This is a genomic window from Prevotella sp. lc2012, from assembly GCF_900107065.1.
GTDB lineage: Bacteria > Bacteroidota > Bacteroidia > Bacteroidales > Bacteroidaceae > Prevotella.
In genome coordinates, this window is record NZ_FNUF01000002.1 from 237,780 (window position 1) to 253,544 (window position 15,765).

Annotated in this window: 14 protein-coding genes; 4 read left to right on the forward strand and 10 right to left on the reverse strand. The window is 48.3% G+C overall.

Annotated features, from left to right (window positions below; translation table 11 throughout):
• Window positions 1–69: 69 nt before the first annotated feature.
• The 4 genes from BLU99_RS05020 to BLU99_RS05035 all read right to left on the reverse strand — a co-directional run bounded on the left by BLU99_RS05020 (window position 70) and on the right by BLU99_RS05035 (window position 5,423).
• A complete protein-coding gene (locus BLU99_RS05020) occupies window positions 70–1,278 on the reverse strand; it encodes a tetratricopeptide repeat protein (RefSeq protein ID WP_144006088.1) in 1,209 nt (402 codons plus the stop codon).
• Between the two features lie 10 nt (window positions 1,279–1,288).
• Complete coding sequence (locus tag BLU99_RS05025; RefSeq protein ID WP_091900098.1) at window positions 1,289–2,941, reverse strand: M56 family metallopeptidase; 1,653 nt, start codon at window positions 2,939–2,941, stop codon at window positions 1,289–1,291.
• Window positions 2,938–3,297 (reverse strand): BlaI/MecI/CopY family transcriptional regulator, encoded by a 360-nt coding sequence (locus tag BLU99_RS05030; protein WP_091900099.1) that lies wholly within the window; start codon window positions 3,295–3,297, stop codon window positions 2,938–2,940. The genes BLU99_RS05025 and BLU99_RS05030 overlap by 4 nt, the downstream gene beginning before the upstream one ends.
• Window positions 3,298–3,473: 176 nt before the next feature.
• Window positions 3,474–5,423 carry an AAA domain-containing protein gene (locus BLU99_RS05035; RefSeq protein WP_091900100.1) on the reverse strand — a complete coding sequence of 650 codons (1,950 nt, stop codon included), beginning with the start codon at window positions 5,421–5,423 and terminating at the stop codon, window positions 3,474–3,476.
• A gap of 130 nt (window positions 5,424–5,553) precedes the next feature.
• On the opposite strand from BLU99_RS05035, the gene BLU99_RS05040 reads away from it, so the two are divergent.
• Window positions 5,554–6,366: a bifunctional hydroxymethylpyrimidine kinase/phosphomethylpyrimidine kinase gene (locus tag BLU99_RS05040; RefSeq protein WP_091900101.1), complete on the forward strand. Its 813-nt coding sequence runs from the start codon at window positions 5,554–5,556 to the stop codon at window positions 6,364–6,366.
• 155 nt (window positions 6,367–6,521) lie between these two features.
• On the opposite strand, the gene BLU99_RS05045 is transcribed toward BLU99_RS05040, so the two are convergent.
• Window positions 6,522–8,165: a family 43 glycosylhydrolase gene (locus tag BLU99_RS05045; protein ID WP_255397453.1), complete on the reverse strand. Its 1,644-nt coding sequence runs from the start codon at window positions 8,163–8,165 to the stop codon at window positions 6,522–6,524.
• A 153-nt stretch (window positions 8,166–8,318) separates the two neighbouring features.
• Between BLU99_RS05045 and BLU99_RS05050 the strand changes: the two genes are divergently transcribed.
• Window positions 8,319–9,734 (forward strand): RluA family pseudouridine synthase, encoded by a 1,416-nt coding sequence (locus BLU99_RS05050; protein WP_091900102.1) that lies wholly within the window; start codon window positions 8,319–8,321, stop codon window positions 9,732–9,734.
• Between the two features lie 12 nt (window positions 9,735–9,746).
• Window positions 9,747–10,052 carry a Dabb family protein gene (locus BLU99_RS05055; protein ID WP_091900103.1) on the forward strand — a complete coding sequence of 102 codons (306 nt, stop codon included), beginning with the start codon at window positions 9,747–9,749 and terminating at the stop codon, window positions 10,050–10,052.
• 1 nt (window position 10,053) lies between these two features.
• On the opposite strand, the gene BLU99_RS05060 is transcribed toward BLU99_RS05055, so the two are convergent.
• The 3 genes from BLU99_RS05060 to BLU99_RS05070 all read right to left on the reverse strand — a co-directional run bounded on the left by BLU99_RS05060 (window position 10,054) and on the right by BLU99_RS05070 (window position 12,903).
• The gene (locus tag BLU99_RS05060; protein ID WP_091900104.1) at window positions 10,054–10,998 is read right to left on the reverse strand and encodes a D-2-hydroxyacid dehydrogenase; all 945 of its coding nucleotides are present in this window, start codon (window positions 10,996–10,998) and stop codon (window positions 10,054–10,056) included.
• Between the two features lie 173 nt (window positions 10,999–11,171).
• Window positions 11,172–12,188 (reverse strand): GGGtGRT protein, encoded by a 1,017-nt coding sequence (locus BLU99_RS05065; protein WP_091900105.1) that lies wholly within the window; start codon window positions 12,186–12,188, stop codon window positions 11,172–11,174.
• A 13-nt stretch (window positions 12,189–12,201) separates the two neighbouring features.
• The gene (locus BLU99_RS05070) at window positions 12,202–12,903 is read right to left on the reverse strand and encodes an iron-sulfur cluster assembly scaffold protein (protein ID WP_091900106.1); all 702 of its coding nucleotides are present in this window, start codon (window positions 12,901–12,903) and stop codon (window positions 12,202–12,204) included.
• 185 nt (window positions 12,904–13,088) lie between these two features.
• Here BLU99_RS05070 and BLU99_RS05075 point away from each other — a divergent pair, with 185 nt between their 5' ends.
• Window positions 13,089–13,574 (forward strand): C-GCAxxG-C-C family protein, encoded by a 486-nt coding sequence (locus BLU99_RS05075; protein ID WP_091900107.1) that lies wholly within the window; start codon window positions 13,089–13,091, stop codon window positions 13,572–13,574.
• A 15-nt stretch (window positions 13,575–13,589) separates the two neighbouring features.
• Here the strand turns inward: BLU99_RS05075 and BLU99_RS05080 are convergent, their stop codons facing one another.
• Window positions 13,590–14,741, reverse strand: a complete 1,152-nt coding sequence (locus tag BLU99_RS05080) for an acyloxyacyl hydrolase (RefSeq protein WP_091900108.1) — start codon at window positions 14,739–14,741, stop codon at window positions 13,590–13,592.
• A 49-nt stretch (window positions 14,742–14,790) separates the two neighbouring features.
• A complete protein-coding gene (locus tag BLU99_RS05085; protein ID WP_091900109.1) occupies window positions 14,791–15,648 on the reverse strand; it encodes an OmpA family protein in 858 nt (285 codons plus the stop codon).
• Window positions 15,649–15,765 lie beyond the last annotated feature (117 nt).

Below are 15,765 nucleotides of genomic sequence, written 5' to 3' on the forward strand. Positions count from 1 at the left end.
ACACCTGCAGGGTGGAACCCTGCAAAAGCCCCTTCTTATGAAGAAGGGCCAGGGGTTGATGAAGCCAACCTAATCATCCATTTTACGAACCTGAACGGTAGTCCGTGCCTTCCGGATCATCTCCGACAGTTTCTCGCTGGGCGGTTCCTTCTCGGCCAGTTCAAGGAACTTCTGATAATAGATGGCCTGCTGCGCATAGTCTTCCAAGAGAAGGCCATAGGTCTGACCGATATTATAATAGGTGGCAATAGAACCAGGGTTATAGGTCAGGTGCTCCTTCCACGCCTCGATGGCCTGTTGGTACTGTTGTGTCAGATAGTAGCCTTCACCTTGCGAGAGGGTGATGGCACGCATCACGGTGGTATCAGGATGCATCAGCTCACGGGCAAGACTCAGGTATCGAAGTCCTTCCTCATAGCGCTTCGTGTCAACGCAGACCACACCAAGACGGTAGGCACAGCCGGAATGCTGCATACCACTGAGCAGGAATGCAGGAATCAGATGCTTATAAGCCAACTCCAGACTGTCTATCCGAGTCTCGCTCATAGCCGCAGAGTAAAGGGTGTTAAAGGTAGAATCGCCCTGTTGAAGCAACCGTTCATACACGGCCTCCGCCTTATCGAACTGACGATCCATGAAGTACGCATCGGCCAGTGCACGGTTTACTAGGATATTCGTGGAGTCTCTCTGGAAGTATCGCAAGGCACAAGCGATACCGTTCTGTGGTTGCTGATTACGAGTATAACCCAGTGACAGTCCTGCGACCATCTCGCCATCCATGGGATATCGATTGACCAAACACCCCGTCCAATAAACATACGAATCGTTATCGCCCAGTTTCTGATAGCTATTGACTAACTGTCGGAAGGCATCATGCGAGAGACTATCCTCGGGCACGTTCTTCAGGATCTCACAGACCTCACGATAGTTGGCACGCTTATAGTGACAGTCGGCAAGTTTCATTCGGATTGAACACGGAGCCACAGCACTAACTGCAGCATCATGACGTAAGTTCTGAAGAACCACATCTGCTTGCTTTCGTGAAAGCATGGACAATTGTTCTTCCGGGAGTTGTACATTGGCAACAGCCTTCTCGACGGCTTCGGCCTTCGCTATTTCGCAAGCCCGTTGATAGTACTTTAACGCCTCGTAGGTGTCATACTGTTTCATACAACTGTCGCCTGCCTGCACACAGACCTGCAAGGAGTCAAAATCCTCGCCGCTGACGGGGGAAACCGTCAGCAGGGCGAGGGAAAACATCATAACGATTCTATTCATGAGAGAGATTCTATTTCTTTTTCTTCAAGGTAACAACAACCACACCGTTCTTGGCCTTCTCGCCATACTTCTCGATAGCGGATTTATCCTTCAAGATATCTATGTGGTCGATAGTTTTAGGGTCAATGTCTTTTATCTTCTCAGGCTCAATGGTCTGGCCATCAACAATAACCAAGGGATGCTTGTCTGTATTCTTTGTATCATAAGCTATTGAAACATGAGAAGCAGGTTTTTGATCATAACCCACGATAACGAGTTCATTTAACTGACTTTTCGATTCTGGATCATACTTGATTGTCCCCTCATATTTGGCAACCTCCGAGTCTCCACCTTGAAGACGGAAGGTAACAGGTACGGTGTACTTCACAGCAACGGGCTGACCATTCTGCTTACCGGGAACCCACTTCGGCATGGAGCCTACTATCCGGAGGGCCTCAGCATCAAGAGCAGGATGAACCGACTTGACCACCTTCTGATTATTAATGGTTCCGTCTTTATCAACAACAAATGTCACGATGACACGACCTTGGATACCTTCTTTTTCTGCACTCTTAGGATACTTGATGTTCTTTGTCAGGAATTCAAGTAATGCATTATGACCACCAGGGAACTGAGGCATCTCATCCACGACATCGAATATAGGAGCAGACACTGAGTTTGTATTAGCCTTCACTGTGTCAGTGACCACCATATCAGTTACCAAAGCAGTCTCGGGAGTCTTAGTCGTCTCGAGCAGAACGGTCTCTACGGGAACACTCTCAACGACTGTCTCCTCTGCGGAAGACGTGTTGATGTACTTCACCTCTGTGACCTTCTCGGCATTAACGGCGAGGGCAACGGCGATGATAGGCAGAAAAGCCAGTACTTTCAGAAGACGGCTACGATTGGATTTAGTATGTAACATCATATTGATTCGGTTTTTAAGGATACTGTGAGAGATTCCGTTGGCAAGGTAGTACCCGCCGATGCCAGCGGCTTTTGAGATTAACAGGTATTGGTATTGACGCGCATTGATGCCTTGAGAGAGTACCGCCGCATCGGCCTCGTACTCATGGATGGCTCGCAGATCACTGCGGAGCATCCACATCGCCGGGTTAAACCACTGCAGAGCGGTAAGCGTATCAACGAGAAGCACATCCCAGGAATGTCTGAGACGAATATGTCCTCGTTCATGAGCGAGAACAGAGGCATCACTTTCCTCGTAGTCACTACGATTCATGACTATATAATGCATCCAGCTGAAAGGCGACATCGCCGTGTTACCGGTCACACAGACGATGATACCATCCTGCAAGGGATGCTGCTCGCTTCTTTTAATCAACAGCACAAGCCTGATTATCGACAGAAGGGTATGCCCCAGTACCACTGCCACTCCCACAAAGAAGAGTACGGGTAGTACAATCTGCCACCAAGGTGTCTGAGGAGCAACAGCCTCAGCGACGGCTGCTCCCACTTCCACATCTACCTGTGGCATCGGCATCATGACAGTCTCATGGAGGGTTATCACACAGAACGGCATGACAAATGAGGCGATAGCCGTTGCCAGCAACACCACGCGGTTCACCCTATGAAAAGTCTCCTTGGCCAATAGTACACGGTAGAACATATAGAACACCGCGATGAGTACGGCCACCTTTACGTCGTATATCAGGAAGTCTGTCATTTACTGTTTTCTATATGATTGATGAGTTCTTTTAATTCCTCAACGGATATTTTCTCTTCCTTGACGAACGAGGAAACAACGCTGAGGTAGGAGTTGTTGAAATAGTTCTGGATGACACCGGCCATCGACCTCCGTCCATACTCCGTCTCTGAGATGAGTGGGAAGTATTGGTAGGTGTTCCCAAATTGTCTGTGATCAAGGAATCCTTCCTTCTCCAGAATACGGACCATCGTGGAAAGCGTATTGAAATGCGGCTTCGGCTCGTCGTAATAGTCTAACAACTCTTTAACGAACATCGGTCCATGCTCCCAATACAGGTCCATGATTTCCTTTTCTTTATTTGTCAACTTCTTCATAATTATTTCTTGCTTTAGATCTTACAAGACAAGCGACCATAGGCCGGATGTCATCATCAAAATACGCGTCATTCGTAATACCTAAGCGCAAAGTAACTAAAAAAGATAGTTGCATCCAACTAATTCGAATAGTTATTAAACTAAATTAATTAGTTTGCTTTGAATTTAACGTATTTTTAAAGAGCTTCGATGTATTCATACAGTTTCTTATAGAATGGATGACGCGTCATGGTAGAGGCATCGCCGAGGATAATGAGTTTCATACGGGCACGAGTGATGGCCACGTTCATTCGACGGAGGTCGCGCAGAAATCCAATCTGTCCTTCGTCGTTGGCACGGACCAAGGATATGAGGATGATGTCGCGCTCCTGTCCCTGGAAGCCATCGACAGTATTGACACTGATTAACTGACGATAAGGTTTGAAGAACTCCTTCTTTTTCAGTTGACGACGAAGGTACTGCACCTGAGCACGGTAAGGAGAGATGATACCCACGTCGATACGCTCATCAAGAATACGTTCCTTACCAATCTTCTTGAAATAACTCTCTAACGCCATCAGCGTAAGCTCGGCCTCAGCCCTATTGATACGACCAAACGACTCACCAACGAACTCCTCACGGAAGAGTTCGCTTTGTTTATTTTCCGGATTCTCCTCACCAACGAGGTCGGGAGAGGTATCCATCCATGTCATCGGTACATCAAGATCCAAGATACTGCGGTACTTCACCTCGGGTGCACTCTCCACCTGATTACCATAAAACCAGTCGCTGGAGAAGCGCATAATCTCCTCGTTCATGCGGTACTGCATGCGTAACAAGGTGACAACCTCAGGCTTATTCTCCACGATACGCTCCATCAAGGTCTTTCCAAGACCGCCTTTCAGGGCTGCGATACTCTTTACTGTTGGTGGTAACTGACAATGATCGCCCGCCAGAATCACACGTGAGACACGTCGGATAGGTATCCAACAGGCAGCCTCAAGAGCCTGTGCAGCCTCGTCAATAAAGACTGTACCAAACTTCTGTCCGTCAAGCAGGCGGTTGGCAGAGCCGACAAGCGTAGAGGCGATGACACGAGCCTCACCGAAGAGGTCGGCATTGATGCGCACCTCCAACTCGGTGGCACGACTCCTCAGTCGTTCCAATTTCTGATGATACCGTTCGTCGCTTCGCTTACGATGGGTACGGAGCTCTCGGATAGCCTTACGGATAGCCCACAACAGTTCATAATCGGGATGTGCCTCGAAACGCCGTTCATAGGTAAACGACAGCATCTTATCGTTAACACGCGTCGGATTACCGATCCGTAAGACATTGATACCACGATCTACGAGCTTTTCAGAAATCCAGTCTACCGCCATATTACTCTGCGCACATACCAGCACCTGATTCTCCCGTCGGAGCGTCTCATAGATAGCCTCAACAAGTGTCGTGGTCTTGCCGGTGCCTGGAGGACCATGCACCACCGCTACATCCTTGGCACGAAGCACCTTGTTTACAGCCTCTTCCTGTGTCGCATTCAAATAAGGGAAATGAAGCGACGCAAAACTATAGGTCTCAGCCTTCTGTCTGGAATAGAACAGATCCCGGAGATAACCCAGACGTCCCTTCCCCTTGATAGCTCGGTCGAGTGCTTCGAACATCGTCCGATAAGACGTCTCATCGAAAAACAACTGAATGCCCACATTCTCCGCGCTCTGTACGTCAATCAGAGGAGCTGTATCGGGGACAGTCACCACCATACGGTCGCCATCGACATAGCTGACAGTACCGGAAAAAGGAAAATAATGGATACTGGACTTCTTCGCATTATCGTTTTTCACCCGAAAGAAAGCCACCGGCCTACCAAACTCGAAGTTATGTTCTATCATACCCGATGCCACATCGCCATCCTGTGCTTTCTCTTTGTCGCCCTGACGGTACACCTCCACAGCCAGTTGGTTCAGAGAGTTGTAATAGCTCCTCCCAATCCTCAAAGGATACCAGGCATCACCACGCATCACCTTCCGTTGCAGTCCCATCTCCTCGGTCTGCTTACGAAAAGCATCTTTCTCCGTCTGATACTCCAATTGGAGTAGCAGACGTTGTTGCTGAAGTGCCATAATCGGTGAAATGATATCTCCCATAACTATACTGCAAAGGTATACAAAAAATAAAACACAGTCATGCCTACATCCTGAGTTTTTCACTTTTTTATAAAAAACATCGCACCTCCATATCTCCGTGTTTAAAAAAAGATGTAACTTTGCAGCCGAAATGAAACAAATACTTCTGATTAACGACGTTGTGGGCTACGGAAAGGTAGGCATGGGCGCGATGCTACCTATCCTTTCTTATCTTGGCATTCCGACATACAGTCTGCCGACAGCCCTTGTGTCGAACACCCTCGACTACGGGAAGTTCAATATCCAAGACACGACAGAGTATATACGTGGAACGCTGCCTGTATGGAAAGAGCTTGGTTTCGGATTTGATGCCATCTGCACAGGACTGATGTTCAGCGACGAGCAGGCCAAACTTGTGGCGGGCTACTGCAAGGAACAGGGAGCACAGGGTACGACCGTCTTCGTGGATCCTATCCTCGGCGACGGTGGCCGACTTTATAACGGTGTGACACAGAAACAGGTGGAGTTGATGCGTGAGATGGTCTCTGTTGCACATCTCACCTTTCCCAACTATACCGAGGCTTGTTATCTGACGGACACACCAATCGTTATGGAAGGAATCTCCTGGGAAGAGGCAAAGGTTCTGCTCGACAAGTTGAGAGCTATCGGCTGTAAATCGGCACTGATTACCAGTTGTAAGATTGATGACCAGAACGCCGTAGCCGGCTATAACCATTTCGATGACAGCTACTTCCACCTGGAATACCACGAGATTCCCGGTCTCTTCCATGGTACGGGCGACATCTTCTCGGCTGTACTCATCGGTCATCTGTTGAATGGGGAGACTTTGAAAACATCCACGCGTACGGCGATGGATACCGTATTCCGTATGATTGACCGCTATCGTAATACTCAAGACAGGAACAAAGGCATTCCCATTGAGAAATGCCTTGATTTACTATAGACACGAAAAGCCGGGACACCTTATCAAGAAGTGTTCCGGCTTTCGATTTATCATGATTGAATGCAAAGATTTCGTTGGCAGTCGTCAACATCTCTCTACATATATAACCACGAAAAGCATAAAATACTGCACAGAAATCTGTTAAATGATGTTATTTACTTAAAGACAAGTGTCTCGAGTGTGCAGAGAGACTTCTCCTTTGTCGCCGACGAGAATTTAAGATAGATCGCATGCTTACCTGTCAACTCCGTCAGAGCAGGTAACTCAGCCGTCAGTTCCGTCGACACTTTAGGCATATCGGTCTTCAGTTCTATCGTACCCAAGAGAGAGCCACCCTGCGACTCCCATGGCCTGTCAATCATCACCTGAATGGAACCGTCGATGCCCTCAGGAATCAGTTGAAGGAGTAGTTGAATATCCTTCTTCCCATGTGTATGAGTAAAGTTAAAGTACTTATAGCCGACAATAGAACCATCGGTATTGTTCACGACATTGTTGCTGTTATTCTTCAGATTATATGGTGCATCGAAATTCGTGTCCGTTCCGTATGAAGCTTCCACATACGAGCCATAGAAGACGTTATCCGGCCACTGGTGTTCCGCAACCTTCGGTCCCGTGTACCAGCAAGCTATACCGGCAGAATGACGCTCCAGCGGATTAAGGCCCTCCAAGGCAAAACCCTCGGAATTATACTCACCCTCGGAAATCTCTACCTTACCACCGATACCCTCTTCCACCTTCACTTCGATGGGAGCCACCATGGCCTGACGAGCATACTCATTCGTGCCAGTCTGACGGTGATAGAACACATACCACTGTCCGTTAATCTCACAGATACTACCGTGAGTATTACCAGAGATAGTACCAGAGGCAATCGTGTCACCCTGCTCATTAATCTCACGACCACGACCATCAATAATGGTACCGCCATAGGTCCAAGGTCCCAACGGTTTGTCGCTATAAGCATAGGCCAGCGTATAGTTTGTATCAGGCAGACCGAACTCACCGTCCTTTGTCCAACGACTGTAGATAAACACGTACTTATCCTTGATCTTACGGATAGACGAAGCCTCGAAGAAACGGAAATCACCAGACTGGTATCTGCCCGAAACCATATCTTCGACCACAGCTGTGCCTGGCTTTACCGTAGCCATCGTAGTAGGATCGAACTCCGCAGCATAAGAGCGTTCGAAGCCCCAATAACCATACACACGACCATCATCATCGACGAATACAGCAGGGTCGAACCTCAGCACCCCATCTACCTGATTAGGATCATCGGCACTCCAGTTGCACACCTCAAAAGGTCCGTCGGGTCTGTCGCTTTTAGCAATTAATCCGTTACGCATCCCCGTCTGATCATTAGGGAAGAGATAATAGGTCTTTTTGCCATCGCCATCTGTCACCAACGTCACATCTGGAGCGTAGAGAACATCGGCAGTTCCTATAGAATCGAACGGCTCCCCCTTCGCATTTTTGTCAACAACCAGGATCACGCCATCGTAGCGCCAATTGTTCAGGCTATCCACCGAAGCCGACCAGACCACCTGATCGCGACCACAATACATGGTCTTCAGATTGTCATGCGACCCATAGATATACACACGCTGTTTCCCCGGTTGATCAGGATCCTCGAACACATATGGTTCCCCGTCGGGGATATGCTCCCACATTGGAAGGAAGGGATTACCAACGGTGGTCAGTTCCGACTTGGCTGTCTCTGTCTGCCGTGCACACGAGACGATCATCACTGCGCAGCAGGCCACTGCCACGCTCATCATGAGGGCTTTTGCTTTCATCTTCTTTGTCTTTTTGTAACGAATAATCTGGGTGCAAATATACAACATTTTCTGCAGTTTCCTATGTGGTCTCATGGTATATTTTCTCTCATATCGCAAACTTTCCTAATCCTTGCGATTGAAATCGCGAAGATATTCGTATCTTTGCAACCGATGTTGACAAAGTATCACCCTTTACATACAGACATTAAGAAACCTGAACGGTTTACTTACCCCTTTTGTTACGAGCCTCATCCACTATGCCTATTGGCTGTCGAGGAGGTCAGACAAGAGATTCTGCGGATTAATCCCATCGAGGGGAAGATGTTTGGAGTGTTGGTCGTAGAATCGGCCGAAGGACTCGGATTCCTCGCCGCCTACTCTGGATTACTTGAAGGTCGGAACGACTGGTCATATTTCGTGCCGCCGGTCTTTGATGCTCAACAACCTGACGGTTATTTCAAAACCAAGGAACGGGAGATTTCTGCTGTGAACCGCGATATTGAGACAGCAGAGAACGAGCAGAGTCAACTAAAAGAAAAACGGAGACAGTTGTCAGAGGAATTACAACAATGGCTCTTTCATCAATATCGATTTCTGAATGCGAAAGGTGAGACAAGAGACCTTATCGATGTATGGCAGGATTACCACTGTTCGCCACGAATCAGGAAGCGATTCCCGTTGCCTCCTGGAGGCACCGGCGACTGCTGCGCACCGAAGCTATTGCAGTATGCCTATCTGCACCATCTGAAGCCTATCTGCATGGCAGAGTTCTGGTGGGGCGAGTCACCACAGGGTATCATCCGTCATCACGGTCAGTTCTACCCTGCCTGCCGTGGCAAGTGTAAACCTGTACTAACATGGATGCTGCAGGGACTTAGCGTTGATCCAAGCCCTGAGGAAATGAAAACTCCACACCAAGAGGTAGATATCGTATACGAGGACGAGGTCCTGGCCGTACTCAACAAGCCATCGGGGATGCTGAGTATGCCAGGTCGCACGGAAAACTATTCCGTTGCTTCCTGGGCCCAACAGCACTGGCCTGGCTCTGTTGTTGCACACCGTCTAGACATGTGCACCTCTGGTCTTATCCTAGTAGCAAAGACTCAAGAGGCATACCACCATCTACAAGAACAGTTCTCAAACCATACCATCAGGAAGAAGTACCTTGCTGTCGTCGAGGGTTCCCCCCGTGAGGAGCACGGCATCATCGACCTTCCCTTACTAAGCGATCCCATGAACCGTCCACGACAGTTGGTGGATCACGAGCACGGCAAACGGGCTATCACCGAGTTTCGTGTGTTGCCCCCATCCTTCCATCCCAAAAAGAATCAAAAGAGGTATACCCTCTTGGCTCTCTGGCCGCATACTGGTCGCACCCATCAGTTACGTATGCACTGCGCCCATCCAGAGGGTCTCGGTTGTCCGATATTAGGCGATGAACTCTATGGCAAAAAGGCCACAGACGGAAATCAGGCCGACCGGCTCTACCTTCAGGCACAAGCCATCACCTTCATTCACCCGACGACGAACAAACGTATGCATTTCGAACTACCCTACCCATTTGAACATATTATTCCTTATATATAAATAGTTATAATTATGGTTAAGCACATTATTCTCTGGACCCTGAATCCAGAACTCTCTGAAGAAGAGAAACAAAACGTGAAAAAAGACATCAAGGTCGGCCTAGAAGGACTGGTTGGTAAGGTTCCAGGACTGCTTGATGTGAAGGTACATATCGACGGTCGCCTGACCTCATCGAACGCTGACGTGATGCTCGACAGCACGCTTGAATCACCCGAGGCACTCAAAGGCTATGCCGTGCATCCAGATCATGTCGCTGTAGCCAACGGTAAGGTTCGTCCCTACACCGTCCAGCGCAGTTGTCTTGATTTCGAGATTTAAGTTAAACAACATTCTGAGGGTTACCACTCAGAAAGCAGCGAATATTTTCAACAGCAACCTTTATCAGACGCACTCTTGCTTCCGTGGTTGCCCACGCGATGTGTGGTGTTATATAGGCATTAGGCTGCTGTAACAAAGGGTTGTCGGCAGCAGGCGGTTCCATAGAGAGCACGTCTGCACAAAAAGCAGCCAATCGCCCTTCTGCCAGAGCATCAGCCACAGCCTGTTCGTCAACCAATGGTCCTCGTCCTGTATTGATAAGGATGGCTGTTGGTTTCATTAGTTGCAGTGACTCTCGATTGATGAGATGACGGGTACTCTCGGTGAGCGGGCAGTGCAGTGACAGGATCTCGACTGTTGACAAGAGCTCTTCCAGCGAAACCTTTTCGATACCCCTCGGCAGCACATCCTTACTGCTGAGGGCTTTTACTTTCATGCCGAATGCCAATGCAATCTCAGCCACACGCTGACCAATATTTCCAAGTCCCACGATGCCAAATGTCTTGCCAGCCAGTTCCGTCAGAGTGGTATCCCAATAACAAAAGTCCTTACTCCGGTTCCAAACGCCGGCTCTGTTTTGTATCGCATAGTGTTCCGTCCGATTAGTCACCGTCAGCAGATGCGCAAACACCATCTGCGCTACACTCTCCGTGCTATAAGCCGGCACGTTGGTAACCATAATACCGTGTTCGTGAGCAGCCTCAACATCCACTACATTATAACCCGTAGCCAGAACTCCAATATATTTCAGTTTAGGCAACTGTGCTATCACATCCTTGTCCAGTACGACCTTATTGGTTAGTACAATCTCTGCATCAGAGGCCCTCTGCACTGTCTTGTCAGATGTTGTGCGCTCGTACACTGTAACATCGCCCAACGCCTCCAGTTCCTCCCATGACAGGTCACCAGGATCGGCTGTAAATCCATCAAGTATTACTATCCTCATGTATTCTCTTCTTTTTGATGCAAAAATACATTATTTTCCTGAATACCAAGACAAATTCACGAGAAATCGCTCACCATCTAACAGCTATTTGCTTAAAAAAGTTGTATATTCAATACAAAAAAAGAGAACCTGCTAATTGCAGGTTCTCATTGATATTCTAAGAAATAATACGATTACTTCTTGTTCAAAGCGAGGTCGATGGCCACAGCTACAGATACGGTAGCACCCACCATCGGGTTGTTTCCCATACCGAGGAAGCCCATCATCTCAACGTGAGCAGGCACTGAAGAAGAACCTGCGAACTGAGCATCAGAGTGCATACGACCCAGCGTGTCGGTCATACCGTAAGAGGCAGGACCAGCAGCCATGTTATCGGGGTGCAGAGTACGACCAGTACCACCACCAGAAGCTACAGAGAAGTAAGGCTTGCCAGCGAGCACGCGCTCCTTCTTATAAGTACCAGCTACGGGGTGCTGGAAACGAGTCGGGTTGGTAGAGTTACCAGTGATGGAGACATCTACATTCTCCTTCCACAGGATAGCCACACCCTCACGAACATCGTCGGCACCATAGCACTTCACCTTCAGACGGCTGGGGTTGTTACCATAAGGAACCTCCTTGACAACATTCAGGTCACCTGTGAAGTAGTCGAACTTGGTCTGTACGTATGTAAAACCGTTGATACGGCTGATGATCTGGGCAGCGTCCTTACCAAGACCGTTCAGGATGACACGAAGGGGCTTCTGGCGCACCTTATTAGCCATCTCGGCAATCTTGATAGCACCCTCGGCAGCAGCGAAACTCTCGTGACCAGCCAAGAAGGCGAAGCACTCAGTCTCCTCGCGGAGCAGACGAGCGGCGAGGTTTCCGTGACCAATACCTACCTTACGATCGTCAGCTACTGATCCGGGGATACAGAAGCTCTGCAGACCGATACCGATGGCCTCAGCAGCCTCAGCAGCAGTCTTCACGCCCTTCTTAATGGCGATAGCAGCACCACAAACGTATGCCCACTTAGCGTTCTCAAAGCAAATCAGCTGAGTCTCCTCACACATCTGATAAGGATCTACACCTGCCTTTTCACAAATCTCATTGGCCTCCTCGATAGAGTTGATGCCATTCTCCTTCAGAGCAGCAAGAACCTGGTTGATACGGCGCTCCTGACTCTCAAACTGTACTTTTCTAATCATTGTCGTATCCTCCTTATTCTTTACGTGGGTCAATAGCCTTAACTGCGCCCTGCTCCTCGGTGGTACGACCGTAAGAGCCGGTGAACTTCTTCATAGCCTCATTAGCATCCATGCCGTTCTTGACAGCCTCCATCATCTTGCCGAGGTGAACATACTCGTAACCGCAAACCTCGTTGTTAGCGTCGAGATACTGTTTGGTGATATAGCCTTCGGTGAGCTCGAGATAACGAGTACCCTTGGCAACAGTACCATAGAGCGTACCAGTCTGAGAACGAAGACCCTTACCAAGGTCCTCAAGACCAGCACCAATAGGCAGACCGCCCTCAGAGAAAGCGCTCTGTGTACGTCCGTAAACAATCTGCAGGAAGAGCTCGCGCATAGCGGTGTTGATAGCGTCGCATACGAGGTCGGTATTCAGTGCCTCGAGGATAGTCTTACCAGGAAGGATCTCACTGGCCATGGCAGCTGAGTGAGTCATACCTGTGCAACCGATAGTCTCCACGAGAGCCTCCTGGATGACACCGTCCTTCACGTTCAGACTCAGCTTACAAGCGCCCTGCTGAGGGGCGCACCAACCGATACCGTGGGTGTAACCGGAAATTTCCTTGATTTCTTTCACTGCAACCCACTTGCCCTCCTCGGGGATAGGTGCAGGACCATGGTAAGCGCCTTTGCAAACGCTACACATGTTTTCCACTTCTTTTGAATAAATCATTGACAATAAAACATTTAAATGTTAAACAACTTAATAAGTCCTCTTTGTGGCCTACAAAATTACTTGATTTATTTGAGTCTGTCAAGTAAGAACTAACGCATTTAATTATTATTAACATCAAAAATGCCCCTAACAGAGGCCTTTCTGGAGTTGATTTTGTATTTTTGCAACTCGATATTACAAATATGACTGATCAGGAACAGGAAAAGAGGGTAGAGCGCGCCGTGGAGAACTTCATGGCAGGCTATGGTTGCTGCCAGAGTGTTGTAGCGGCATTTGCTGACCTATATGGGCTCGACGACACGTTGGCAAAAAAAATCGCTGCCGGTTTTGGGGGCGGAGTCGGACGTATGCGGATGATGTGTGGAGCCGTATCAGGCATTGTCATGTTAGTGGGATTGGACTGTGGTCAGACGGAAGGCAGTGACCGCGAAGGAAAATCGGCCTGTTACAAGATTATACAGGAACTCCTGGCCAAATCAAAAGAAGAGAACGGTAGTCTGATATGCGCTGAGATTCTGGGACTTAAAGGTTACGAGAAGGTACATAGCAATTATGTGGCCTCAGCACGTACGGCAGAGTACTACAAGAGTCGTCCTTGCGTCGCGAAAGTCGAAAGTGCCGCCCGTATCTTTGCCAACTACTTAAAGAGCAAGCAGCCTTCATACTGACAAAACCACACACGTTTACAGATGGACACCGAGACCTAGCATGAGGTTGTTAGGGCGACGGAAGTCGTAAAGGCTATAGCCGATGTGGAGATAGGCTTTACGCATCAGTCCGACTTTCAGCGCCAGAATCTCGTAGAAGCCATCCATGTCCCTTGTATTAAGATTGACAAGGTTGTGTCCAATGCCAAAGTTGATGGTAAAATAAGGCATGACGAACTCGGCTCGGGCCGAGAGTCCCAACCCCATTTGGCGCGTCCATGTTGTCCTAGTAACCATGTCGTCGTCAGAAATGTCACTCCCCAACGGCACGATGCCGTCGAGTTCAAGATTACTACTGCCGTCATAGTAAGCGTCGAGCGACGGACCGACATTGAACCTTGGGCTCAGGCGATAGAGAGGATTCATATTGAAACCTACCACGCCATAAGTACCTGGAAGAATATAGGACTCTTCGCCCAATTCGTAGCCCCTTCGTTTCCAAGCACCATACAGGGTCAGGTCCCACACCCAATGTCGTTTAAAGGGAGGAACGGCAGCATACGAAGGACGTTCAGGCCGTCTGTTCAGGTAATACGCCACAGAGGCTTTGGCACACACCACGTTCAGTCCCGCATTGGGAATGGAGGTGTTGCCATTGCTGTAATGGGTAAAGGCTGCACCGACATTTAGATCCCAGTGACGTGATATAATCCACCGCATATAGACCTCGGCATCCATATATGCCGTCACCTTAGATCCGATGACATGGTTATCAGGATTTTTATCCTTATCGTAAGGTCTCCAACCACAGGTCAGACCGAAATCCCATTCATAGTTCAGCGACAGCCGATCTGAGAGCGACTTGATGGTAGCACCTTGGAGGATATAGACGGAAATAGGACTACCTACTTGGGGGTTGAAGTCGTGGAAGGCCAAACCACCACCTTGATAGACACCTTTATAAACTGCTGCCTGCTCAGAACCTTCGAATGGTGCAAAGATATATTTCACCTTGGCTACCATCGAATGATTCATGGTGCGACTCTCCGAATTGTTACCGCGCAGGAAACGATTGGTATGAAGGATGATACCCGGTGCCATCTCCACCTCAATCCGATGGACAGCAGTGCTATCCTCTTCAGAGATAGCAGTAGCAGCGATAGCCGGAACCATCGCTGCTATTATCATAATTAGTCTTAGGAGACGCCTGTCTCCTCGCAGTATATTCAGAATCAAATTATTTCTCGTTTTCCGGCGCCTGTCCTATCAGATCCATGAACTCATCGAGTTTCGGCGTAATGATAATCTGAGTACGACGGTTACGTTGTTTGCCAATTTCCGTATCGTTGGTAGCGATGGGGTTATACTCGCCACGGCCACCGGCGGTAAGACGTTTCGGATCCACTCCATAATCGTTCTGCAAAGCCTGGACAACACTAGAAGCACGAAGAGCGCTGAGATCCCAATTGTTACGGATATTCGTCTTGGAGATGGGTACATTATCTGTATTACCCTCAATCAACACATCATAATCCTTATAATCCTTAATGATCTTAGCAATCTTCGACAAGGTCTGTGAGGCACGGCTATTGATTTCATAAGAGCCACTCTTGTAAAGCATATTGTCCGCCAAAGAGATGTAGACCACCCCTTTGAGTACCTGCACATCAACCTCCTTCAGTTCCTCCTTCGAGAGCGAACGGGTCAAATTGTTTGTCAAGACCATATTCAACGAGTCACTCTTCGACTTTACCTCCACCAAATGACGAATATACTGATTAGACTCGTTGATCTGATCGACCAACTTCTCAATAGAGATATTATTCTGACTAGCATTTGTCAGACTCTTGTCAAGAGACTGCTGCAACGCAGCATATGCCTTCTTCTGCTCGGCCAGTGCTTGTCTCTGGGCTGCCAATTGCTCCTCTAGACTTGCAACACGAGCATTCTTAGCAGCCAAGTCTTCCTTGGTCGCCTGCAGACTCTCCGTCAACGACTTATTCTCTGTCTGGCAATTAACCAGATCTTTCTTACTGGCACAGCTGGTCAACATAAGACCTGCGGCCACAGCAATGAATAACACGTTCTTTTTCATAATCGTTCCTTTCTAAAAGTTTTCACGTCTGCAAATTTAATAATATGTCATATAAAAACAATAAAAAAACGTGGTTATTAGAATAATTTTAATTATATTTGCAGACAAAAACCAAAA